22 protein-coding genes and 1 tRNA gene are annotated in these 24574 nt (G+C 47.5%); 9 read left to right on the top strand and 14 right to left on the bottom strand.

From position 1 onward, the window contains the following. Positions 1-250 precede the first annotated feature (250 nt). Positions 251-1219 (bottom strand): tRNA dihydrouridine synthase DusB, encoded by a 969-nt coding sequence (gene dusB / locus Q8J68_RS04565; RefSeq protein WP_305310359.1) that lies wholly within the window; start codon positions 1217-1219, stop codon positions 251-253. Between the two features lie 198 nt (positions 1220-1417). Here dusB and Q8J68_RS04560 point away from each other — a divergent pair, with 198 nt between their 5' ends. Genes Q8J68_RS04560 through Q8J68_RS04550 form a run of 3 tightly spaced genes read left to right on the top strand, consistent with a single transcriptional unit; the run spans position 1418 to position 3195 of the window. Continuing rightward, the gene (locus tag Q8J68_RS04560; RefSeq protein ID WP_305310358.1) at positions 1418-1963 is read left to right on the top strand and encodes an AAA family ATPase; all 546 of its coding nucleotides are present in this window, start codon (positions 1418-1420) and stop codon (positions 1961-1963) included. Beyond that, complete coding sequence (locus Q8J68_RS04555) at positions 1960-2403, top strand: RNA-binding domain-containing protein (protein WP_305310357.1); 444 nt, start codon at positions 1960-1962, stop codon at positions 2401-2403. The genes Q8J68_RS04560 and Q8J68_RS04555 overlap by 4 nt, the downstream gene beginning before the upstream one ends. 12 nt (positions 2404-2415) lie before the next feature. Then, complete coding sequence (locus tag Q8J68_RS04550; protein ID WP_305310356.1) at positions 2416-3195, top strand: sugar phosphate isomerase/epimerase; 780 nt, start codon at positions 2416-2418, stop codon at positions 3193-3195. Between the two features lie 22 nt (positions 3196-3217). On the opposite strand, the gene Q8J68_RS04545 is transcribed toward Q8J68_RS04550, so the two are convergent. The 4 genes from Q8J68_RS04545 to Q8J68_RS04530 all read right to left on the bottom strand — a co-directional run bounded on the left by Q8J68_RS04545 (position 3218) and on the right by Q8J68_RS04530 (position 6828). Next, the gene (locus Q8J68_RS04545) at positions 3218-3397 is read right to left on the bottom strand and encodes a CopG family transcriptional regulator (RefSeq protein WP_292464882.1); all 180 of its coding nucleotides are present in this window, start codon (positions 3395-3397) and stop codon (positions 3218-3220) included. Between the two features lie 144 nt (positions 3398-3541). Further along, positions 3542-3615, bottom strand: a tRNA-Lys gene (locus tag Q8J68_RS04540). A gap of 83 nt (positions 3616-3698) precedes the next feature. Beyond that, positions 3699-5555 carry an ATP-binding protein gene (locus tag Q8J68_RS04535; protein ID WP_305310355.1) on the bottom strand — a complete coding sequence of 619 codons (1857 nt, stop codon included), beginning with the start codon at positions 5553-5555 and terminating at the stop codon, positions 3699-3701. Then, positions 5545-6828: a DNA double-strand break repair nuclease NurA gene (locus Q8J68_RS04530; RefSeq protein WP_305310354.1), complete on the bottom strand. Its 1284-nt coding sequence runs from the start codon at positions 6826-6828 to the stop codon at positions 5545-5547. The genes Q8J68_RS04535 and Q8J68_RS04530 overlap by 11 nt, the downstream gene beginning before the upstream one ends. Positions 6829-7123: 295 nt before the next feature. Here Q8J68_RS04530 and Q8J68_RS04525 point away from each other — a divergent pair, with 295 nt between their 5' ends. Both Q8J68_RS04525 and Q8J68_RS04520 read left to right on the top strand, forming a co-directional pair. Further along, positions 7124-9073, top strand: coding sequence for a sodium:solute symporter (locus Q8J68_RS04525; RefSeq protein WP_305310353.1), 1950 nt, complete (start codon positions 7124-7126; stop codon positions 9071-9073). 246 nt (positions 9074-9319) lie between these two features. After that, the gene (locus Q8J68_RS04520; RefSeq protein ID WP_305310352.1) at positions 9320-10354 is read left to right on the top strand and encodes a methionine synthase; all 1035 of its coding nucleotides are present in this window, start codon (positions 9320-9322) and stop codon (positions 10352-10354) included. A gap of 43 nt (positions 10355-10397) precedes the next feature. Here the strand turns inward: Q8J68_RS04520 and Q8J68_RS04515 are convergent, their stop codons facing one another. Then, positions 10398-11408 (bottom strand): stage II sporulation protein M, encoded by a 1011-nt coding sequence (locus tag Q8J68_RS04515; protein WP_305310351.1) that lies wholly within the window; start codon positions 11406-11408, stop codon positions 10398-10400. 154 nt (positions 11409-11562) lie between these two features. Here Q8J68_RS04515 and Q8J68_RS04510 point away from each other — a divergent pair, with 154 nt between their 5' ends. Next, positions 11563-12306, top strand: coding sequence for an ATPase domain-containing protein (locus Q8J68_RS04510; RefSeq protein ID WP_305310350.1), 744 nt, complete (start codon positions 11563-11565; stop codon positions 12304-12306). Between the two features lie 10 nt (positions 12307-12316). Beyond that, positions 12317-12832 (top strand): hypothetical protein, encoded by a 516-nt coding sequence (locus Q8J68_RS04505; RefSeq protein WP_305310349.1) that lies wholly within the window; start codon positions 12317-12319, stop codon positions 12830-12832. Between the two features lies 1 nt (position 12833). Here the strand turns inward: Q8J68_RS04505 and Q8J68_RS04500 are convergent, their stop codons facing one another. The 6 genes from Q8J68_RS04500 to Q8J68_RS04475 form a co-directional block, all read right to left on the bottom strand. After that, entirely contained in the window at positions 12834-13871 is a 1038-nt protein-coding gene (locus Q8J68_RS04500; protein WP_305310348.1) for an EF-Tu/IF-2/RF-3 family GTPase, read from the bottom strand. A 55-nt stretch (positions 13872-13926) separates the two neighbouring features. Beyond that, on the bottom strand, positions 13927-15066 hold the full coding sequence (locus Q8J68_RS04495; RefSeq protein WP_305310347.1) for an RNA ligase: 1140 nt from the start codon (positions 15064-15066) through the stop codon (positions 13927-13929). 39 nt (positions 15067-15105) lie between these two features. Next, the gene (locus Q8J68_RS04490; protein WP_015053704.1) at positions 15106-15882 is read right to left on the bottom strand and encodes a CBS domain-containing protein; all 777 of its coding nucleotides are present in this window, start codon (positions 15880-15882) and stop codon (positions 15106-15108) included. 70 nt (positions 15883-15952) lie between these two features. Continuing rightward, entirely contained in the window at positions 15953-16795 is an 843-nt protein-coding gene (locus Q8J68_RS04485) for a CBS domain-containing protein (protein ID WP_305310346.1), read from the bottom strand. Between the two features lie 725 nt (positions 16796-17520). Continuing rightward, the gene (locus Q8J68_RS04480) at positions 17521-18123 is read right to left on the bottom strand and encodes a cyclic nucleotide-binding/CBS domain-containing protein (RefSeq protein WP_305310345.1); all 603 of its coding nucleotides are present in this window, start codon (positions 18121-18123) and stop codon (positions 17521-17523) included. A gap of 283 nt (positions 18124-18406) precedes the next feature. Then, positions 18407-19552: an OB-fold nucleic acid binding domain-containing protein gene (locus Q8J68_RS04475; RefSeq protein ID WP_305310344.1), complete on the bottom strand. Its 1146-nt coding sequence runs from the start codon at positions 19550-19552 to the stop codon at positions 18407-18409. Positions 19553-19694: 142 nt separating this feature from the next. On the opposite strand from Q8J68_RS04475, the gene Q8J68_RS04470 reads away from it, so the two are divergent. Beyond that, positions 19695-20330 (top strand): RNA 2'-phosphotransferase, encoded by a 636-nt coding sequence (locus Q8J68_RS04470; protein WP_305310343.1) that lies wholly within the window; start codon positions 19695-19697, stop codon positions 20328-20330. Here the strand turns inward: Q8J68_RS04470 and rtcA are convergent, their stop codons facing one another. Together rtcA and Q8J68_RS04460 are read right to left on the bottom strand one after the other, a co-directional pair. After that, positions 20331-21326, bottom strand: a complete 996-nt coding sequence (gene rtcA, locus Q8J68_RS04465) for an RNA 3'-terminal phosphate cyclase (RefSeq protein WP_305310342.1) — start codon at positions 21324-21326, stop codon at positions 20331-20333. Next, positions 21323-22699, bottom strand: coding sequence for an FAD-dependent oxidoreductase (locus Q8J68_RS04460; RefSeq protein WP_305310341.1), 1377 nt, complete (start codon positions 22697-22699; stop codon positions 21323-21325). The genes rtcA and Q8J68_RS04460 overlap by 4 nt, the downstream gene beginning before the upstream one ends. 716 nt (positions 22700-23415) lie before the next feature. On the opposite strand from Q8J68_RS04460, the gene dnaG reads away from it, so the two are divergent. Then, the coding region (gene dnaG, locus Q8J68_RS04455; protein ID WP_305310340.1) for a DNA primase DnaG at positions 23416-24574 on the top strand (1159 nt) is incomplete at its 3' end.

Raw genomic sequence — 24574 nt, 5'->3', positions numbered from 1 at the left:
TAGAATTCTCCATCTTGGTATGATGACAAATAAGTGATATGGCAAGGCAATTTTTTGGACAGGTTGCTCTCTTCAAGCTCCCGCACAATCACAGGTTTTAGGCAATGTGGCTTACCGTACACTTTTTTTCGCCATCTGCCGCCAAATGCCATGTTTAATTGTGTAGAATCGATTAATGACTATTTAGTCTTTCGGTAATTTACAGCGTGAATTTAATTAAAATTATTTTTATTTAAAACTAGTTAAAATACTAAACTGGCTTTTCATGGGCAACACCACACATTTGTCTCACACTATCTATAATTTCATCAATGTCCTTTGCATCTGCAATCCTGTTCCTGATGTTCTTACCTCCGCGGATTCCCTTCGTGAACCATTGGGCATGAGACCTCAGATTGACCGTATCTGTCAGATCATATTTTTCAAGCAGCCCCAGGTATTCCTCAAGGTCCGCAGTCCTCTGGCGACACTCATTATAGTCCAGTATTTCCCCTGTCTTCAGGTAGTGAGAGATCCTCCTGAAGAGGAAAGGATTCCCCATTGCCGCCCTTCCTATCATGATCCCGTCACAGCCGGTATATTCCAGAGTATCCTTTGCCGATATCTCGTCAATGATATCACCATTGGCGATGACGGGTATGGTTACTTCACACTTGATCCTCTTAGCATATTCATGGCTGGCCTTTCCTGCATAGTGCTGCTGTTGGGTTCTGCCATGGACAGTTATTGCACATGCTCCTGCTTTTTCGATAAGGCCTGCTATCTGTACCGTTCTCTCTATATCTTTCAGCACGCGTATCTTTGCTGTCACGGGCGTGGAGACTGTTTCGCAGAGTTCCTTCACGATACTGTAGATAAGGTCAGGTGACCGTAACAGGGCTGAACCGGACCCGTCTTTTACGAGCAGATGGGCAGGGCAGCCGAAGTTGACATCTATTATGTCGGGCTGATATGTTTCCTCTATCTTCAGGGCTGCCTTGGATATGATGTCAGGAGAATTGCCAAATATCTGTATCCCGAAAGGCTTTTCGTTCTTACAGCTTAAGCCCCGGCTGAAGGCTTTTGAGCTATCATGGATAACAGCATCAGAGCTTATCATTTCTGAATAGGCCATGGATGCGCCGTAGTTCCTGCACATCAGGCGAAAAGGGATGTTTGTAACATTTGCCATGGGGGCAAGGAAGACATTTCCGGGAAAGTGCACTTTTTCTATCTTCATGCGGTCCTGTTTTGTCCTTTAATTTTTTTATAGTAATCTCACTTGTAAGGTATCCCGGCAAGATGACAGAGTACCTGTGAATGTTGTATCGATGGGGATACTAATATATAAGTAGAATGTATGGGAAAAGACCTATACAACAGGATATCGGAAAATTCTTTTGCAGATTACTATCCATAAATTATGACAGGTTACTAAATGACGAAGATCTTAGCTTTTGTAGGTATGCCGGCTTCAGGAAAGTCAGAGGCATCTTCTGTATTGCGCAATAAAGGTATCACCGTGATAAACATGGGCGATGTCATCCGGGAGGAAGTAGTGCGCAGGGGCCTTGAACCCACGGATGTGAACACAGGAGGTATTGGCACCGAGATGCGTGAAAAGGAAGGCCGTGCAGTGGTAGCCAGACGCTGTGTCCCGAAGATCAGGGCTACAGGTGAGGACCTCATTGCTATAGACGGTGTAAGGAGTGTTCCTGAGGTCGAATGCTTCAAAGAGGCCTTCGGAAATGATTTCACACTGGTTTCCATTGATTCCGACCTTGATACGCGCTTCATGCGGGTGAAAGCACGTGGCAGGAGCGACGATATGAAGGATATCAGTGCCCTGAAAGTGAGAGACGAGCGCGAACTTGGCTGGGGTATGGGAGAAGCTATGAAAATAGCTGATGTGGTGATCACCAATAATGATACCTTGGAAGAGTTCAGGGAAAAGATCACAGCACTGGTGGGACAGGCGCAATGATAAAAACCACAGCTGCAGCAAAGGTCAATCCAACCGAAGACCGGGAAGTGGTGTATGAAGCTATAAAGAAGATGTTCCCGGAAAATGAGCCTGTGTATGAGGAACTGTCCGAGCACAGCGGCACTTTCTCACTGGAAGGCGATATTCATTCTCTTGTGAATATCCACTACCAGATAAGACAGGAACAGATCATCGATACGGCACGCACCCAGTTGTCCAAGAGCGTGTCAAGAGATGGGAAATCGACCTTTTTTATCCTCAGCAAGCAGGTGGCTACTGTAGGGCGCCTGAATTTTCCTGCACAGAAGGAACCACTGGGTTCAATAGAAATAAGCATCGAGGCCGACTCCCCTGAAGAGCTTGTGAGGTTCTTTGACTGGCTGACGCCTCCCACGGAGAATGGCATACCCGATTTTGAGTTAGATATAACAAGTGTTTGAGGCATACTGATCATGAGGATAAGGAACCTGAGCTTCTCCACCCGTTCGGTTGTGGGTCCGTCCTTTGAATGGGTAGCTGAGCTTGAGGATATGGGTTACTCCGGCTGGGAGATGGTCCAGGAAGGCTCCCAATGCCTGACTCCCGAGAATCTCGGACACGTCCGGGATATTCTGGAAACCACAGGTCTGAGGCTGAGTATCCACCTGCCTTTTTCCGATATGAACCTTGCAACTCTCAATCCCGGCATCTTGGCTGAGATCATGCGCCAGATGCAAGGTCACCTGGAACTTGCCTCCGGGATTGCCGGGATTGCCGTACTGCACCCCGGCTACCTTTCCCCATACGGTGCAAGGCTGCCTGAGAGATGCTGGCAGACAAGCATATCCTCCATGCAGGCCCTGTGCGATTTTGCAGCGGATCTGGATATCATGATTGCCATTGAGAATATGCCTAACATTCCCAAAATATTTGGCAAATATCCAGACGAGATGGTGGATATGATCGACCGGGTGGACAGGAAGAATGCAGGTATGACACTTGACCTTGGACATGCCAATACCATGGGTCTGGTAGACGGGTTCCTTGAGAAGTGCCTGGACAGGGTTGTTCACATGCATATCCATGACAACCACGGCGGTCATGACGAGCACCTTCCTCTGGGACAGGGCAGTATCGACTGGAAAAAAGTCATGGGAAAACTTTCCGACTATAAGGGCCTGATGGTCACTGAGATGAGCAGCGTCGAGGAAGGCGCACAGTGCATAGAATATCTCAGTAACATCAGATCATAGAAAATAAGATCTACCTGTTAGTTTATTTGTTCTCTTCTTCCAGCCTGCCGTGCCTTCTGTCTATCTCATCCATCATATCCAGCATCTTGCGGACGGCTGTCCTTATGGCATCTGCCTGAGACACGAATTTCTTATCATTGCCGACATGACGGTTGAGGTCGTCAAGGAGTTCCTGAGGAATATCAAGACTTACTTTTGGCATGTTCTCACCTTTTTCAAGAAAATGAACTACATTGAACTGATTGGATTTAATGCTTAGCAACCACGTTAAGAAATGATAGTAAGGATATCACTGAAGAAGAAAACAAGAAACAAAAATCTGGTATTATATATTATAATTTTAATGCGAGCCGGAAGGGAGTTGAACCCTTGGCCTACGGATTAAGAGTCCGTCGCTCTGCCTGGCTAAGCTACCGGCCCGCGTTGAATAACTAACTGAGCGAGACTTCCATACGTACTTTCCTCATATATACGTTTCGGTAAAGATGAATGAGGCATTAATTTCAAACATGCCTCACCACACACCTTGACAGTCCGATGATCTCTACCATATCGCTGTTATCGGGGCTCTGCACTATCATTTGGCCCTTCTTGAGGTAGGGGATGCGCTTCTCGAACTCCTTTTTGACTTTCATTGTACCGATGGCTGCGTCATTGCTGAGATTAAGGATGATGCGCGTGTTAATTTGCTTGAAGACTGTATCATCAATGTCCTGCGGGTCCTGGGTAATAAGGAAGAGTCCTAAGCCTTCCTTTCTACCCTGGCGGGCAGCATCGGCAAACTTGGAGATGAGTTTCCTTGAATGCTCACCGGATGCGCCGGCAAGGTAGCGGTGAGCTTCGTCAAGGCCCAGGATTATGGGCGTTTCCTTGACCGCAGCATCTCCGGATGTGCTCAGTTTGTTATCCACTATCGTGCTCATCAGGGTGAGGGTTATCAGGTCGCGTATGCGGGAGCTCGTGATGTATTCTGTTGGGAAGACGCTTACCTGGCCGGGCTTGAATATCTGGCCCAGTATCTCGCTGATGGGTCTTGCCGGCTGGTCGAACACCCTTGCAAGGGTGCGGTTCTTCACCCTGCGGACAATGCCGTCAAAGGAGGATTCGTGTATCTTACCGCTTTCCACGTAATGATCCCTGGTACTGTCGTCCCCGATAAAGTCTGTGAAGCCGTTGTAAGTATGCTGACCGTTCTTCTTGAAGTAATCATCCAGCAGCAGGTCAACACCAACGTACTGGAGCTCGGTCATGCCCACCGGTGCGATGAGCCATGAATTGTAGCGCACCATCTCAAAAGGTATGGTGAACTCTACCTGCTCCGCTCTCGACCTGCCTTTATAGGCCTCTCCATCCACCTTTGCCACGAAGGTCCGCGTGTTTTTGCAGGCTCCGAAATTAACTTTCTCTGCCCTGAAATTGAAATTATCATCTGTGGCCAGCTCGGGATTGTCCTCGAACATCTGAGAATATTCATCCTGAGGGTCCATGATTACAAGACAGGGATTCTTCCTTTCCTCCGAGCCCCGCAGTTTGTACCTGTTGTCATCGTTCATGAACTGGCGCAGGATGTTTTTGGTAAGGAAGGTCTTTCCGGTACCGGTACTGCCGCAGACCAGCATGTGCCTGAATATCAGGGGGTCGCCCATGGAATAATCGTTCCTGAGATAATAAGGGACAGTTGGCGGTACTGCATGGGTCTTGACAAGCTCCCCTCCCACGCTCAGGTGTCCAAGGAATATGCCTTCTCCGGGAATGTTAAGCCCGGTCTGTATCCTGGCCTTCTCGGTAACGGGCATTATGGGTGTGTTAGGACGTGGTATTCTGTCTCCCATCCTTCTTGCAAGGAAACTTCCATTCTTTGTTTTCTGCTCGTAGAGTATGCATATAGGATCAAGGCAGGCCAGGAATTTGTAGTCGACCTCGTCCGTATCGTTGAACTGAAGCATTCTCCGTGAGTGGATCTCAGTGGCATCATCCACTGAATATTCCTGGACGTATTGCAGTTTCCATATCCTGGCAAAAAGGTCCTCGTCTCCGTAAGGTACTATGACATAGGTCCCAAGGCGCACGTTCCTGCGGCAGGAAGTTGTGATATACCCTGTTATCCTTGCTCCGGTGTCTGTTATTTCCAGGGGCTCAAAACCGGTTGTGATAATCCCAAGGGCGCTTTCCGATCCATTGCCTGATGCACTTTCTGTGACACTGTCACAGGGCTCATAATCCTCAAAAGAGTGCTGTTTATTCTCGACGGGAAGATCTTTTTCCCTGGGATTGTTTTCATTGGTCCTTATAACCACTTTTGTTGTTCCCGTGCCGCTGCTGACCCTGGAAACAAAAGAAAGTATATCCTCATCTCTCATCCGTTTCGCCCCATCTTGTATCGTTATAGGTTGTATCTATCCTTGAATTCCTGAACCTGTCAATTATCAGGCGTTTCTCAGATATCTGTATCTTTGCCAGGGAATCAGCCTTTGCCAGGGTCCTTGGTATGCCGTTCAGTGCTATGTCATAGAGTACTTTTCTTGTGATAAGGTTCCTCATTTCCTCGTCCTTCACAAGGCCGTAGGGAGACTCTATCTTGAATATCGTGTTCATGGAAGGCACCAGCACCATAAAGAAAGCAAGTGCATAGTCCTCTGCAGGGAACTTGTGGTTAAGCTTATCCCTGACAAGAGGGGATGTGGCATTCAGCATTTTCTCGTAGAACTGATTTGGCTGCATGAACCAGTTACTATACATGATATATTTTCTTGAATCAGAGCCCTTCATGCCTGCCCTCTCCGGAGAAAGCGCATTCTTGAAGAATTGCGCATCCAGCAGCCATGGCAGATCAAGTTCCTTTTCCTGTTTTTTCAGGGCCTGCATCACCTGCATGTCCTCGGGGTTCTTGACAAAGCCCACCAAGGGCCTGCGCTTCTCCATGTGATGGTCCATGATATCAATGTAGTTCTGCATGATCTTCGTGCAGTGGGGATCGGTGCGTACCTGGATATCTTCCGATGGCACAACCATCCAGTACATCAGTCTCTTGGGATATATGGGGCCGTCCATGATGAAGAAACTGCCATCCTCCATCCGCTCACGCATCCATAATATATGCTCGGATTCGCAGAGATACAGCGCGATATCATGCAGCATATCGTTGACCTTCTTGTTCAGTGTGCCCGGCTGGATGCGTATTATCTTCTTGCGCCCCGCCCCGGAATCGAAATATTCCCATTCCGGGATAGTGCTGATCGCGACCTTCTGGCTGGCAGTGTATGTAGCTGCCACTATGGTGCGCATATTATGTGTATCCAGGTTGGTAGGTGTCGATGTCATGGCGCAGTGACAAAAATCGACGTACAGTCCGTTATCGAATGTCTTTGCGGTCGTACTTCCACTGTCACAGGCATAACAGATATTAAAGGGGTCTTTGGAGCCTGTCATCCTCTCGATGCTTGCTCTGCCCCTTTTCACTTTTCCGATAGCCTTAAGGATGATCTTGCCATCGTACCTTAATTCCTTAAGCAGGCCCAGGATATCGGATACAGAATCATTGTCATCACTCTCAGGATCCTCCTTTTTAAGACAGGAGTCTATACGTGACACAAGATCATGCATCTCTTTTATATGAACCGGCTCAAGGGTCATGGAATAGGATAGTTTCCGCGTAGTATAATATCATTGTGGCCCGGCAGGTGGATATTACTTCCAGGGCCCATTTAGGTGAAATTGTAAACTTAATTTAATATTTTCTATCGCTCAAGGATTTTCATTTAGTCTCATCGAGTGCTTTTCTTGAATGAAGAATCAAGTTAACTTTCCTGCTGATAAAGTCCATTTTTTAAAAACCCTTATATAGGAACCTTGATAACATATATCACTTATAAACACGGCTTCTATGTGTCATTCTACAGAAGCCTCATAGATAAAAGAGGTTGTAGTTATGCAGAATTATCAGATATTCCTTTTATTGATGGTGATTTACCTTCTTGGTTTGATATCCATCGGATTGTACTTCTCAAAAAAACAAAAGTCTGTGACTGATTTCTGGCTTGCAGGGCGCAGGATAGGCTCAATAGCTATCGGTTTCTCAGCGGCATCCTCGTGGATGACAGCAGGTGGGATACTAGCTGTCATTGGCCTTTACATGGTACTGGGCATGGGCTCCATCTGGAGTTTTGTGGCCCCTAACATCCTGGCACTACTGCTGATCGCCCTTCTTGTGGGTAAGATAAAGCACCTTCCTGCCATCACACAGCCGGAACTCCTTGAGCAGAGATATAGCGGCGCCCTGCGTGGTCCTGTAGCTATCATTATTGCAATTGTGATGATCCTCTTCGCTGTTGCAGATATCAGAGGTCTCTCGCTGGTTCTGGAAATATTCTTTGGTATGCCACCCATCTATGCTGCAGCTATAGTCGCTGTCGCCATTTCTCTGTACGTGACCCTGGGAGGCTTTTCAGCTGTGGTCTGGACAGATATGGTCCAATTCGTTCTGCTATCCACTTTTGCGCTCTTAATGGCTTTCATAGTTGTGAATGCAGCTACTGCCGGTACTGCTGAGATTCCGGCGATCAGTACAACTGAGCTCTTCGGAACGGTTTCCTCTGACTGGTGGAATCCATTTATCATCGGTATACCTGCTGTTATGATCTTTATCTTTGCCATCATTCCGGGATGGGTAACAGAACAGGACCCATGGCAGAGAATATGGGCTTCCAGGGATGAAAAAGCAGCACGTAACGGTATGATCATGGGTTCGTTCCTGATATTCCTGGTATTCGGTGTGGCATGTACGATAATAGCTGTCGGACTTAGCTATCTTTATCCTGAGATCCCGGCTTCGTTTGCAGAGATAGGCATGGGTGCCATGGCACAAGCTGAGCCCGCACTGTTGTTCTTTATAGTTGAGAACCTGTCTCCCCTTGCACTTGGCCTGGCAGGTGTCGGTCTTGCTGCAGCGGCAATGTCTTCCGCAGATACCTTTGCAACATCCGGCGGTTCATGCCTTTCCCGTGACATCTACCAGCGGTTCATAAAGCAGGATGCAACAATGAAAGAGATGATGGCTGTCAACAGGGTCAGTGTACTGATAATTGTGCTTGCGGCAACATTCTTCTCATTCTACATCAAGGGCATCATAGAAGCCATCCACATTGCGACCTTCATTGCCAGTGCTTCCTACTTCTTCCCGCTCATGGGTGGCCTGTACTGGAAGCGTGCAACAAAGGAAGGTGCTATGGCAGGACTTATAGTAGGAGCAGTCGCACAGATATCCTTTACTATAATCGACTACACAAGCACTCCTTTGCAGTCCTTGCCAGCCCTTGTACCGGCCCTCGCACCCATCAGCCCGCTGCTCTCAAACCACGGTGTCATTCTTGGTATGCTTCTCAGCGGTGTGGCATTTGTGAGTGTTTCACTTGCCACCAAGCCTTCCAGCCTTGTGAACCTGGCTCCTTTCTTCGCTGACGAGGCAGAGAAACTTATCAAGGAAGAGATCACTGTCCAGGACTCCGACGTCCAGTACAAAAAGCTTCTTGGCAGCCTTGAGAAGGAGATCACCGGTGACCGTGCCAGCCTCAAGCTCAACCTCGAGGCATCTGCAACCGTCAACTGGGAAAGGTTCGTGAACGAGCTCAAATCCGTGCACCCTTCCTGGGTCACACCCACAGGTGTCAATGCTGTATACTGGCTGACAAAAGGCGATATGCTTGCATGTGTCTCCCTTAGCCGCGGGCACACGGAAAAAGAGATATGGTTCTCTTCAGAGCCAAGGACAAAAGATGTGGAAAATGCCTCAAAGGAATTGTTCACAGCTTTCAAGCAGGTTGCAGAGGCTCTTGACAATATCGGTATCATGCTGACACTGCCAAAGCCTCAGGAAGCCTGAATTAAGCACAGGAATGAGTTTTGCTGCTTTGGAGGGCAGTCCTCCAAAGCTCCTATCTGTTTTTGTTCTGCCAGTTTTAATTTGCCGGATGTGTATCAACTATTATGTTTCAAAGATCTCCTCTGCTATCAAAAAATAAAGAGGGAATAAGACGGGAGCGAGATTCAAAATAATCCCTGAACTTCCGGATACCGGACTCATCATCAGTCAAAACTTATAAGTGAAATACAGGACAATCAACCTGTCATGACAGGGATACTTTTTGACGACATTGGCAGTTTTCCCCTGCCTCAGGGCATATCCAGGGAATGGATAAAGGAGAGTTTCTCCATGGGAAAGAATAATGAGGAATTGTTTGCGGTCATCAGTGATGCCTTCAGGCAGAAAGTGGAAGCAGGTGTGGATGTGCCCACCTATCCCCAGTATCAGGATATGAACGAGCAGTTCCTTTCTGTCATAAGGAATCCGGAGAAGTCAGAAGAGCCTTTCAAAGTAAAGAAGTTTGCTGCCCGCATAATGGAGCTTGAGGCCATTGAGGCAGTCGCCAAAGAGTACAGGGAGGAGCACGGCAAAAAGCCGGATGTGCGTGTCTGTGTCACGGGTCCTCTGGAACTCTATCTCAAGGAATTCGGCGGCACCGAGTATACGGATATACTTGATCTGTTAGCAGAGAGCGTGGACCGCTTTGTCAGTAATTCCATCTCCAATGCCCGCAACTTCAACATCAGGACAGTCTCTATCGATGAGCCCAGCATAGGCATCAACCCGCAGGTTATGTTCGATAACAATGAACTTATAAAGGCAATGGATATCGCCTGCAGGTCCGCGAAGAAGGGAGGTTGTGATGTGGAAGTACATCTGCATTCGCCCCTGCACTACACCCTGGCATGCCAATCTGATAACATCGGGGTCGTAGGTGTGGAATCTGCGGCCACCCCCTCATATCTTGAGCTGATAGACCGCAAGGAGCTTGAGGACAGTGACACATTCCTGCGCGTGGGCATCGCCCGCACTGATGTTTTCAACCTTGTTGCCACCCTCAATGAAAAATATGACACCAATGTCTGGAAGGACCAGGCTCATATGACGGATATCGTGACACAGATGGAAACTCCTGCATTAATCACAAAGAGACTGGAGAAGGCGTATTCCATGTTCGGTGAATGCATCAGGTACGCAGGCCCGGACTGTGGTCTTGGTTCATGGCCAGGCCAAGGGATAGCTGCACAATTGCTGAAAAATGTGGCAACATCGATGGCCGGTTTTAACAAAGGGCTGTAAGTCCTGGCTAACAGGTTAGTTCATAGTCAATCCTGCCATTGTTCTAAACCGGAAGGTTTTCGATGATCGTGTCAAGTTCCTGCATTACTATGTCCACGATACCTGATGTCAGATGAGCCTCGATGTATGCAGCAGCCAGCAGTGTCATAACAATAAATGCAGAAATCTTCCACATGTATCGGGAAGTGAGATACAGTTTGGCAGTTGCAAGGACCTCGGATACATCTTTCTTTAAACTTTCAGGACTGTCCCCGAGAAATAATCCTTTGCCTGTAACTTCAAGGGACTGGATCCTGGCAAATCTGTAACCAAGTGCTGCAGCCAGCAATAATGCAGGTATCTCAATAATTCCGTGAGGCACAATAGATATGAAGAAATAGGTGAGATTGTAGGCTATCCCGATAGCCATTCCTTTTATCCCGAGCATTTCATAGCCCGTCAGAGACCCGTTGAAAAGGAAGAAGGCCAGCAGTATCCCCATGAGAAGACCGTTCACTGTCATTATCATGAAGGGTATCGTGTATGGGAGCATATAGGCGAACATCCGGTAGTCTTCCCGGGTATATCCGCAGTATTTCCAGATACCTTCTTTTGCAGGGTCACTTATTTCGGGGTAAGGGAAATCATCATCCAGATGATGTGCAAGTTTCTGAAGTACCCTGTTGGCAGGCATCAGCATCCTTTCAAAAGCAATTGAAAAAGAAGCGTATATGCGGTTATTCGGCCTGAGCCGGATATCTGACATCAGCAGGAGATGGATAAACAGGAACAGACCCGTGCCCACGGATGCGCTCAGGGCAGCTATGGAATTGAATATAAATATGGCCCACATCGGACTGATATATTGGGCGGTTACAACAACCTTGGCTGTTGCGGCAGTGGCCGTAGAAATTATGGCCTGGTTCACCGGGGCAGGCTCTGCTATGATAAACATGAAGGTGTAAAGGAACATGCTGCAGACGAATGCTGTCACTACTGACAAGGAGAAGGTCTTTACCGACCACAGGAGGTCTTTATACCTTATGGAGAAAGAATGGCTGGCGGTGTCTGGCATGGTTGGGTGATGTATGTGATTATTTAGCAGAGTGTTTAGTGGCATATTTATTTAATGTTGTTTTTATAATATCCAATCGATGCATTAAAATATATTGCAGTTTTATAATACTCATAAAAGTATATTATCCTACTTATATACAGAGGTAGTATCTATGAGAATACCTACAGGAATAGAAGGATTTGATGATCTGGTACAGGGCGGTTTCTTGTCCGAAAGGGTCTATGTACTGAGCGGTCCGCCAGGCAGCGGGAAAACCACCTTTGGCGTACAGTTCCTTGCACATGGCGCTTCCAAGGGTGAGGTTGGGTTATACGCGACACTGCTTGAATGCCCGCAGAACATCATCAATGACATGTCCAATTATACGATAAACATTGCTCCTCTTATCAAAATGCAGAAACTTCTCTTTGCAGATCTGGGTCCGAGGATGGAGTACGGGTATATGGATGAGATGAACGAGTTTGTGACAACGGACTATAACGTAGGCAGGGCATCCATTGAGAGTGAGGCGCCGTCTCCTTCCATGGTCTTTAAGGAAATAGCTGCATACGTTTCAGAATATGACGTCAAGCGCCTTGTCATAGATTCAGTATCGGCCATAAGGTTCACTACAAACGATTTCTCCCTTCAGGAAAAGGAGATGAGCAGGTTCATACGCAACCTCAAGAAGCTTGGCTGTACTACCGTACTGTTGTCTGAGATGACAGACCCGACTGCGTATTCCACAGAGCAGTTTGCAGCACATGGTGTCATTTTCATGCACAATTTCCTGTATGACAAGACAATGACACGTGCCATCCAGGTAATCAAAATGCGTGGCACAAGGCATGATTGCAACATGCGCTCTGTCAGTTTTACGGAAAAAGGCCTGAAGATCGAAGGTTATCTGGAATGATGGTTGTCCTATGGTCGCACTATTCAAAAAGGAAAAGGAGAGTAAGGTAATATCCGAGGCCGACAGGGCTCATCTTGCTGAGGTTTCCCGGAAACTTGGATTTGAAGTTGGTTATCACAGGCACTCGGAGATAGGCTGGGTCCAGGAGCAGCTCTCCAGGCTTTACGGATTTGCCGATGAATATGATCTCCGGGATTTTGCACGTGAGAACTATCTGCGTGGAAAAGAAGAAGGATCAAAGGCAAAAGAAAGAGACACAAAATCCGGATTAAGGGGCTCCGGTTCAGACAGCACAACCGAAGATACATCCGTGGTCTTCTCGACGGAGCGCCCATCTACAACTGCACCTGCATCCTTCTCACGCAGTGACTCTGGCTACAAGGTTCAGAGAGCTACTATAGAGGCGTCCCCTGCTGCCATACAACAGCCCACTATGGTGGACCTGCCTGAAAACGTGAAGCTCACAAAAGCGGTTGAAATGCCTTCCGTGCTGGAAGGCTCCAAACACCTTCTGCCCAAAAAGTAGTTCACTGGCTATATCCGAAGGCAACGAATCTCTGCTTGCCATCGAGGTTTGCCAGGACGAACCTGTCATTTTTGCTATAGGCTATTTCCTTTGTCCCTGCCAGTTCCAACAGGTACTTTTTCCCGGGCTTTGCTTTTTCCACACTTTGCCCTTCCTGTTTTATGCTCTTAACTTTTAGCGGTGCCGATTGCAGACCAACGTAGACGTGAAGCATGTCTCCTACTGCGAAATCCTTTGCCAGTTGAGACAGGGTGCATTCAATATTGAGGTCCTCTGAGACATTTTCCTGAGCGGACAGAACAAATCCTCTGTCTATATCCTTTGACTGTACATTCTTGAGCGCAAGGCCGACCCTTGCACCAGCCGGAGCTGTTTTAACGTCCACATCATGCATCTGGATGGAGCGGATCTCCAGGTCCTTTTTGGCCGGATAGGCCACCATCTTATCCTTGGCATGTATGGTTCCCTGTGACACGACTCCCAGTACCACACATCCGATTCCGGTTACGTTGAAGGACTGGTCGATGACAACCCGTGCAGGAAGGCTGTCCAGGCTCCTTTGCTCGGCGCCCACCATGTCTCCCATGGAGAAGATGAGTTCCTTGAGCTCTTCCATGCCCTCAAAGCTAGTTGTGGAAATGGTATGGTACTGCCAGTTCTCAAGCGCTGTTCCTTTTGTAATCTTTTTGAGTTTCTCTTTCATTTCCTCAAGAGCCAGCGGATATGAGAGGTCTGCTTTGGTCTGGACAACGATACCATGCTTATACCCTAAAAGGTCAAGGGAAATGATACATTCGGCCGCAAGAGGGTCGAGCCCCTGTGGAGGTATGCACAGTATGGCTATGTCTGAAAGGTTAAGTGCTGTCAGGAGGGATTTCACAGATGCCGGATACCCGGTAGCATCAATGGTCGTGAGCACCCGGTCATTCTTGGCATAGTCGTACATCGTGATGTCAGTAACACTGCCCTTTTTGCCCAGTTTCCCGGCAAGAGTGGTCTTCCCGCTCTTTTCACTTCCAATGATGGCAATTTTAGTCATGTGAGTATCCTCCAGTATGGTCTTACGAATAAATGTTTATGCATATATTTCTTTTTCACGACCAGAGCTGGCCTTCGATTATACCGAGGGTCTTGTCTGTTGTGCTCTTGTTCATCTTCCTGATCTTGACAACATATTCATCCCCGATGAGCTCTGGTGAGCCGAAGATGATATCAAGACCAAGCCTTTCAAGATACATCCTGAATTTGTCGATAGTGCTCACTTCTCTCACCCTTATCTGTACATCCTCCCATAGGCGTTCGCCTTCCTGCACATGCATAATCGATTCTCTCATGGGCATGAGTATGCTTTTACCGAGCATGAGGCATCTTTTCTCAAGATCTTCCTCGCTCTCGTTCCATTCCACTGATTGGAAACCTTCTCTCACAACTCTTGCAAAGAGGTAATCCTTACCCGATTCGTTATAGAACCTGAACCCGTGGCGCAGATCCGCACAATTAGTTTCGGAGGTTGTGTATTTCAATGGTTGCAATACCATTGCAGGATCTTTGATTATTACGCCTTCACGTTCCTTTTTACCCAGTTCCAGAATTATATCCCGTATCCCTTCAGCAGCTTCAGATACTTCGAACTCGCCAAGAAGTTCGACCTGGGTCAAACCATAATCAGCAGCAAGCTCCCGTCTCTCATGAACAGGCAGGGGAATCCCCTCTTTGGACCGGATGTCAAAAGCAAAGAACTCGAGCGAATCAACTTCATAAATATGCTTTGGCACATAGGGGTTATCAGGTCCCACCATCTCACCGTAGATCACGTATTCAGGATGATCCTTAAAAAGATCATGTTCAAGCAGGTGGTTGGCACGCTCGCTGGAGTATGGGCAGACGTGGCCGCTGCGAGTAAAAGCAATCAGTTCCCCTTTATGTTCGATGACACGGACATTGTAGCCATTCATCTTCTCTTCAACAGCAACAGCATCGATATCCGCAAAATGACTCTTGATGGCAGGAGCAAGCATAATGGCCCTTTTTATCTTCGGGAACCCCTGTACGAACTCAAAGGCATCTCCTTTTTTGACCAGTACACTGCCCTCATCGATTTTCCCCACATTGCTGCTGAATCGGAAGAAATCCTCATATTCTCCCCAGTCCTGCAGTAACACCTTCTTTTCGAGAAGTTCTGAAAATCTGGATGGCGACAGGCCCAAAAGCTCTGCCGCCTCTTTTATATCCATTTCAGTCCCATTATCCATATCTTTCTGTTAAGGCACTGCTTACTGCGCAAGCCCATTGACGATATTTCTCCTTGTAACAAGCCCTACCATCTGTTCTTCAAGGTTTACGACCGGCACACCGCCTATATTCTCATCAAGCATGAGTTTTGCGACGTCCTTTACGGGTGTATTGGTATAGACGGTCTTGACACCCATTTTCATTATATCCTCGACAATGAGGTTCTTGATACGTGCATCCTGCTTATTGCCATCGACAATGTCACGGAACGAACGCATTGCTTTGGCAATGTCCTTCTCTGTGACTATCCCTACCAGCTTGTCGTCATCTATCACAGGCACCCTTCCGATATTATTGTCCAGCATGAGGCGTCTTACATGGCTCACACGGTCAGCGGGGTGTGCGACAATAGGGTTCTTTTGCATCACTTCAGCCACATATCCCTTCAGGTCGTTGTTCCTGAGAAGTTCTGTCGGAGTCACCCAGCCAAGGACCTTTTCGTTCTCAACTACGATCATCACCCCGCCGTTGCGGGCCATGAGGGTGACGGCATCTGTTACCTTGGTATCCGGGAGCACTTTTACGTAATTGTCAGAGACAGCTGTTGCAACATGCAGGGCAGATGCCGGCATACTTCCCTTCTTGCGGGTCCCGAGCTCTTTTGTAAGGTTTCTCATGGTGAGCACGCCCATGATCTTGTGATCATGCGTGACAAGGAGGCGCCTTGTTCCCTTCTTTTCCATGATGTCAAGTGCATGAGAGATGGTAGCTGACTTATCTATATTTACAGGTTCTGTCATGATGTCCTTTACTTCCATAATTTTTCCCTCTATGTATTAAATTCTGTATGATCTAACATTTTTAGCTTGTACGCTTCTGTTCCGGCGTTTATTGAGCGGCCCGGAGTATATCTTTCCTGCCTATCATGCTCACGATCTCATCCTTATTAACAACAGGAAGGCTGATAACATGCTCATCCAGCATGACCTTTGCAGCATCGACCAACAGGTCGTCGACAGCTACGCCGGATGGCAGGTCCATCATAATGTCTTCGGCCACGAGCGGGACGTCTTTGATGTACCTGTATGTCTTCTGGCCGGCGGGAGTAGATCTGCGTGCCATCTTTATGCTCTTTGACTGCATATTACCCTCATTATCCACCATGATGTTCAGTGCCACGTTGCTTGTGGTGATTATCCCGACGGCCTCGTTGGAATCATCGGTGACTATCACCCTGTTGACCTCGTATTTTTCCATCTCCTGGACAACATGGTTTATCGTGTGGTGCCTGTGCACAAAGATAATGTCATCTCCCATTACGTCCGATACCCGCATTTTAATATCCGGTTGTTGGGATACATATTTCATGATGTCTGTTCCCGTGACTATTCCAACTATATTATCCTTCACAACAACAAGTGAGTTGATACCATTCTCCAGCATCAGGTTGCTTGCCTGGGAAATCGAGGCATCCGGATAGATCGATATAGGGGCATCATTCATCACCATGTTGACCGGGATTTTGTCTATCGGTCTTCTGCGCCACATCGGTTCTGCCTGTGCAAGCTTTCTGCTCAGGTCGGTCTTTGTGACTATACCGACCATCTTCCCGTCCTTGGCCACCACAAGGGTGCTTATCTTATGTTTCAGCATTAGGTTCCTTGCATGTGCCACGTTCTCTTCCGGTGCTATTGTGAATACCGGTGAACTCATAATGTCTCTAACATTCATGGTGTTCCTCCATCTAAATGTTTTGAATATCCTCGTTCTTTCTAATATCGTGCGCAGAAAACACCGACATTGATTTTGAAGGTGCTTCCCATATCATTCTGTTCATGCACTGGCAGGCAGAACCATTCTCATAGTCCCGTTAAGGGCTATGACAGATCCTTTCCGGACAGCCTGTTACTGGGAGATTGTTTTTCATTTACAACAGTACTACCTCCACTATTCTCACTAAGCATGATCATCGGGAATAAGATAGCCACAGCAGGTTGAGATTCAGTACATCAGTAGTTGCCGGCATGCTTCTCGTCTTTTTAGTATATGGTTAATTCTTTGGAGTTTCTTTTCCATTGTTTAAACCACACATATCAGGCATTTTGCTATCCTCTGTGATTCCAAAAGGCCAATTCCTTAAACAGACTAGAGGAAATTAATAAGATGTCATATGTATAATATTGCACTGTTCTGTCAACGGCAATCCAGACATCAGATAGTTCCTGTGGTCCCGGAGCAACGGTCTTTTGCTAAAGAGCTCTTTTAGTGTGCATATGAATAATAATGCCTGTCTAAGCATGTGCTTTTTGTAAGCACGAATAATGCTTTTCCTGTAAGGTCCGCAAAGCTACTTTCCACTGCTTTAAAAATCGATACATACCTTTTTCCATCATATATCGGGACAGACATTCATTTCACCAGCTTTCGTGTGTACTTATTTTCTGACCAGCATAAAACTAGTCATAGTAACCTTCTTCCTCACTGCAGTCCTCACACAGGTTGAGCCCGTTGACCTCTCTCAGGTTGTCAGCCGTGGCACCGCAACGCTGGCAGATGCCACGCTCCACATCGGTCTCCCTCAGGAAGTCTCCTTCACGGTGCAATTCTATCAGGTTCTGGAGGATGGTGTTCAGTCCCGGGGAGATTGCCATGATATCCCTGTATGTGATCATTCCCAGTATTATGTTACCATCCATCACTGCAAGCCTGCGTATATCCGACTTGACCATAAGCTCAGCTGCTTCGATCATTCCTGTAGAGGGTTTGATGGATATTATCGGGGAGGACATAATGCTCCTGGCATTCATCTCTCCGGGAAGCCTGTTCTTTGCAACAGTCTTGGAAACAACATCCTTCTCGGTGATTATGCCGACGATGTCACCATCATCCACCACAATAACACTGTCTGCATTGCGGTCAGTCATCTCCCGGGCAACTTCAAGTACGGTAGTGTCAGCATCCATGACAAAGATATCCCTTGTCATCAATTCTTTGACAGACATCTCGTTCTGTATCTCTTTTATCGAAACGTCGGTTTCCAAATCCCTTTGTGCGTTCAAGACCCTTACCTTCCTTTAAAGCCAGGAGTTAAGAATTGGTCACTAATAGTCCACAGTTAAAATGTCGAGTTAATTGTATTTATAGGTGTTCATGCATTTCTTTCCATGGTAAAAGGGCTCAGATGGGATGAACAAAATGTTCCACCTGGTAGAAAATCAGGACACGGAAGGTGAAGGACAACACCCAGATAAATAAAACCCGGTAAATATCCTGCAATCAGGTAAGAGTATGGAACACCGTAGTCCTGGTGAGTGTTCCATACGATAACCGCTGATCTCTTACTCAAAGGACAATTATCCTTGTCCTGTTTCCTGCGCTGAGCTCTATCTCATCATTGAACCCTGATTTTGAGAAGGCATCGATTATCTCTATTTCGGTGTCAATATCAACATCCTCTATAAGGCCGGCATGTTCACCCCAGAGCGCTATCCTTATCCTGCCTGTGTCATCGGAAACATAGATATTTGAGACGCTGTTCTCTGTACCGTCATCGCGTGTGAAGTCCCGGCGGTCCCCTATCCCCGAGACAGATCCTTTGATAGAGTATGATTCCCCTGGTATTATATCGGATATGGGTGTGAAATTCTCTGAATAGTCGACTGGCTTGTCTGTTTTCTTCAGAATGGTGCGGTTGCCTACCTGCACTTCGACCTGCTGGCTGAAGTTATTCTCCCGGGCGTAAGCGTTGATTATCTCAATGGAGTCATTGATATTTAATTCGGGCAGCAGGTCTGTTTTCTCATCCCACAGGGTGACCCTGATCTTTCCGGTGTTGTCTCCCACAGTTATATTCGAAACCCTGCCTGTTGAGCCATCCTTGCGGTTAAAGGTCTTTATATCGGCTATGTCCAGCACCCTGGCTTTGAGGTTAATGTCACCCATGCCGTTCTTTATATCTGCGACCTTTGTGGTGGCAACAGAGGCCTCGATCTTTTCGTCTGTCTCGCACAGCACACCGTTGTTACCTATATTCACTTCAACACCGGAATATCCTTCTTTCACATAACCGCTTATCTGGAATGTCTGCCCGATAGTGATATCTCCTGTCTTCACAAGATCTGCCTTATCGTCCCACAGTGTCAGGCGTATGGAACCCGTTTCGTCAGCAACGAGAAGATTTGCAACTCTTCCGATGGTGCCGTCATTGCGGTTGAACTCCTTGGCCGGGAACACAGACATGACCTTGGCAATGAGCCTGACATTACCTGTGCCGGGGGCGATATCTGCAACCTTTTGTATCTCATTCCCGGCACCTTCTCCATGTGTGTCACCGGCCCCAAGGTCATGTGCCACAAGCATTGCTGCCGTTCTTGTGTCACAAAGTCCGCCCATCTGGTTCACTTTTTCCCCGACCCTTTCCAGGAAGTCCTCCTGGGTGATTGTCCCGCTAAGCTTTTGCTTTTTGTATATCTCTATAATTTCATCCATGTTATATACCTGAAAGACTTACATACATAATACATCTTAAATCATTTGTTCCTCAGTGAAGATAACTGCCGGTTCAAGCGAACTGTGAATACAGGCCATTTTAACAACTTATATTAATTATAAGATATATCTGACAGATATCATGATCCGTAAATGTATACAGCATGGGTACTTCAGGGGCGATGTATGCCCGGAATGCGGCGAAGAAGGACGTTATGTGCTGGATGATGACCGGGAAGAGAGGCTTGGAAGATTCATTTCCGGTGCATTGAGGCACTTCCCGGAGGATGTTGGCCTGGAAATGGACCAGCAGGGCTGGGTTGATATGGATGTGCTCTGTGAAATTATGATGAAGCGCTACAAATGGGGCACCATGGAGCGCCTTGTGTCTCTGGTAGAGTCCGACGTGAAAGGCCGCTATGAGATAGACGGATCTTTTATCAGGGCTCGTTACGGCCATTCAGTAGAGATCGATCTTATATCCGATTATCCTGAGAATGAACTCCCTTACCTCTACTATGGTGTAAGCCAGGAAGAAGCGGACATGCTTCTTGAGAACGGGATCACTCCTGTCAGGCAGTGCTATGTGCACCTGAGCACCTCACTGGAAAAAGCAATGCAGGCCGCTTCTATCCACACTGACAACCCTGTGATATTTGAAATCGATGCCGCATCGGCGCAGGACGACGGGATTGATATTGTGGTTGTTAATGGGGATATTGTGCTTGCAAAGAGCATTCCCTCAGAGTACATAAGCATCGCTGACACACAGGAATGATCATTGCACGTAAACCTCGACAACCCCATTCCCTCTTTTTATGCCGAACCTGACATCAAGGAATTGTTCAGTGACCCATATATTGGTCGTTGTGTGATCTGACAGGGCAACGGTTGTGAAAGAGCCGCTGCCTGCAAGTCCCATGTAAGGTATCAGCTGGTCGGCAAGATGCTGGTCGACAGCTGCCGCCGACTCCAGGTATGTTATCATTTCCTCTGCAGCCCTGGCTCCCACCTCCTCTGCAGGCAAGCCTTTTTTTCCAATGGAGACTGCACCCTTAAAACCTGACCACAGGCTTATCCCGCTTCCAGTGGAAGCATATTGCGAGACCTCTGTAAGGATATCACATTCATATCCCTTCTCGTCCAGGATCTCCTTTGCAGATGCGGCCTGTCTCTGTGCCACATGTTCGGGCAGCCCGGAGCTATGGGATATGCCTGAAACATCTCCATCCTCTCTGAGAAAATCATATCCCTGAAGCTTTGATGGCTTGATTTCCAGCTCGATTAGTCCCCCACCTCTGGGGTAGTAGCCTCTGCTAATGGTTTTCAGATGTGAGCTGTAGCCCATTCTCGCCAGGGCTTTGAATGTCACATTCTCAAGATAGTCTATGGTAGGGGACCAGGTGACATCAGTCCCTCCTTTGAGCATGAGCCTGACGCCACTGCTTGCATAAGCGGCAGCAGGCATGATACTCTGGATAAGTAATGGGATGCTCCCTGCGGTACCAATGTCTATTTCGGCACTTAACCCCTTTATTTCCAGTGGAAAGAACCGGATCTCAGTTGAGCCCGGAAAAAGCCCTTCCACCTTTGCATCACATAAGAGAGCGGCTGCTTTTATTGATGTGAGATGCTGCATCTTCAGCCCGGGCTGGGGTCTAGCTTTGCGGATATCTGTAACGGTTACTTCCTCTCCTATTACTGCTGAGAGGGATACCGCAGTCCGCAGTATCTGTCCCCCTCCCTCTCCATATGAGCCGTCGATGACTATCATTTCCGGACCTTTGACATTTTCCGGAGTGCACCTTTTGCCGCATAGGTGAGCGGATCCACAAGTGTTCCAAGTGGTGGTGTATAGCAGGTTTCCATGTTAAGGATCTCGTCCACTGTAGTTCTTTTGCTGATAGCAAGGGAAAGCCCGTCAATCCTCTCTTTGACACCCTTGCCGCCGATAGCCTGTGCTCCGACGAGGATCCTGTTCCTGAAAAGAAGCTTTATGTACAGCTGGGCTGAACCCGGGTAGTAGCCTGCACGGGTGGTGCCTGTGGCAAGACCGCTTACTACGTCTATTCCATTAAGACGGGCTATCCGGGTGGTAATACCTACTGTCCCTACTTCCAGTTCGCCGATGAGAGCCACCCAGGGGCTGATAACCGGACCGAAGCTGCTCTGTTCATCTATCAGGTTATCCCGTATCACTCCTGCCATTCTTCTTGCTGTGCTTGCAAGCTGGCTTAACATAGGTCTGCCTGTTATGAGATCCTGAAGTTGTGCGCACTCTCCCCCGCAGTAGACATCGGGGTCAAAAGTACCGTTAGTCAGCTTTACCTGCAGATCGTCGTTGACAATGATCCCTCCCGTGGGGCCTATCATTATCCCGGCATCAGCAGCAATCTGTGTTTCTGGCTTTACCCCTGCAGATATTATGACCACGTCAGCCGGGAATTCCTTTTCTCCAATGGTCACGGACCTGACGCTGCCTTCCCCATTGAGAGCCTGCGGGGTGTAGTCGGTAAGTATTTGCACTCCCATGGATTCAAGATGCTCCCGGACTATATCTGCCATATCAGGGTCGATATTATGTGAGAGCAGGGAACTGCTCCGGTTGATAAGAAGTGTATTCAATCTCCTTTTAGAACATGCCACAGCAAGTTCAGCTCCGATTGCCCCTCCTCCGATTATCGCCACACTGGATACATCCTGAAGGGCCTTTTCAAGCCTTATGGCGTCCTCAAGGGTGCGTACGGTAAAAACATTCTTCAGTAAAGCTCCTGATTCGAGTTTCTCCGGGATTGACGGAGTGCTACCGGTGGCTATCACAAGCCTGTCAAAGCGGTATTCTTTTCCTTCAGCAAGGACCGTACGGGCCGCTATGTCAATAGACTTGACCACAGTGCCTGTGCGCAGGTCTATTCCTGCTTCTTCGAAGAATTCTTTCTTCCTGAGGAGAAGGGAATTGAAATCATTGATCTCCTTTGCTATTACAAACGGTATGCCACACTGGCTGTAGGATGCATGGGAATCCGAGGAGAATACAAGGATCTCGTGGTCACTATGGCGTTTTACACTTGTTGCCACAGCCAGTCCCACTGCCCCTCCACCTATAATGATAATTTTCTTTCTGTCAGCCGGATCTCTGTCATTCATAATATTACAAATGCAGTTAATTTATATCATAGTTCCTTGCGCGAAGATCTTCCTGTCAGATATTTCCCCGCACATAACTCCGGAAGGATGAAGGCCTTATAAAGGGAAAGCTAAATCAAGTTCACTTGCTTTACTAGTTTCAGAGCCTTCCCTGCCCGTGTTACCCATAAGTTTATAAGACTTTGAATTCTATTAGTTTATGTAACCATCCTGTTATGGTTACGATCCATACTTGAAATTCGATCAAGATCACAGAAATGTCCTTACGCAAGGGCATTTCCACTAATGCAAATATAGTTTAATCATAATCCTTATTCATTACATGTAAAAACCTATCTCACAGATAAAGGAGTAGCGAAAAATAAAGGTACACGGCATAGTAAAGATTGATTGGGAATCAGATGAGGGATTTGGAAACTGCTAATCATGTCTGCCAGAAGATGTTTGAGTGGTCATAGCAACGGGCTGGTGCCCGCGGGAAATTGCTTGCTGCACATTGGTACGCCTGTTAGTGAATGTAGTTTTACGATCATACATAACGCTGCATTTTATAAGCCCTGATTTATAATTTAAATGAGAAAAATCTTCTCTGATGTCATTACTGCCTGTCCTGTATACATGTAGTGTAGCGGGTAGTATACTATTTTTGCATTGGGCTGAAGGCTTGAGAGGCTTTCGACTATACGCATATCATCATAAACTCTAGGAGAATCCAAATGCAAAATGCAGACACTACAAAATATATCATTCATTCAAAGATCAGCGCTGAAGGAATAATCGAACGTCCCGACATAGTAGGCGCTATATTCGGCCAGACGGAGGGGCTCCTTGGCTCCGACCTTGACCTGCGTGACCTCCAGAAGACAGGCAGGATAGGAAGGATCGAGGTTGTTGTAAGTGCCAAGGCCGGGAAGACCAAAGGCACTATCCTTATCCCTTCAAGCCTCGACAAGGTCGAAACATCCATTCTGGCAGCATCTCTTGAAACCATTGACAGGGTAGGTCCCTGCAGTGCAAAGATAGAGATAACCCAGATGGAGGATGTCAGGGCCACAAAGAGGCACCAGATCATCGAGAGAGCAAAGTTCATCCTTACAGGCATGTTTGACGAGAACCTGCCGGAGTCCCAGGAAATTGCAGACCAGGTGCGCCAGTCTGTAAGGGTCGAAGAAATGGAATACTTCGGAAAGAACAAGATACCTTGCGGTCCTGCAGTGTTTGATTCTGACGCGATCATAGTTGTAGAGGGACGTGCAGATGTTCTTAACCTCCTTCGTTACGGCATCAAGAACACAATTTGTGTGGGAGGCACCAATGTCCCTCCTGAGGTTGCGGAGCTTACCAAGAAGAAAGAGACAGTCACAGTGTTCACTGATGGTGACCGCGGCGGAGAGCTCATTGTCAAGGAATTGGTCCAGGTGGCCAATGTAGATTATATTGCACGTGCTCCTGATGGAAAGAGTGTTGAAGACCTTGTGCAAAAAGAGGTTATAAGAGCCCTCAGGCAGAAAGTCCCCGTTGAACAGGTGCTCGATAAGTACAGTATAAAGGATTCTGAATCAGATAACGCATCCCCCATTGGGCGCCTGCCAAAACGCAAGGAAAGGCGTACTTCTGATGTAAAAAGAATAGCTCCGCCTGAAGTTTCAAGGTCAGGTCCTGCTGAAGTAAAAAGAATAAGCCCTGTAAAGGTGCAAAAAGCAGATGAGAAAGAACCTCAGCCAGCTACAGAAGAAGAGCAGGTGCCACAGTCCCGTGAGAGGATACCTGTAGAGAGGCCGCAAACCCGCGAAAGACCGCAGTCCCGTGAAAGGCCCTCTGGTGAAAGACCGCAGTCCCGTGAAAGGCCCTCTGGTGAAAGACCGCAGTCCCGTG

Origin of the sequence: Methanolobus sp. (genome assembly GCF_030682845.1) — an archaeon.
Classification (GTDB): domain Archaea; phylum Halobacteriota; class Methanosarcinia; order Methanosarcinales; family Methanosarcinaceae; genus Methanolobus.
Note: the sequence above shows the minus strand (reverse complement) of the source record. Positions and strands in the feature narration are given on the sequence as shown.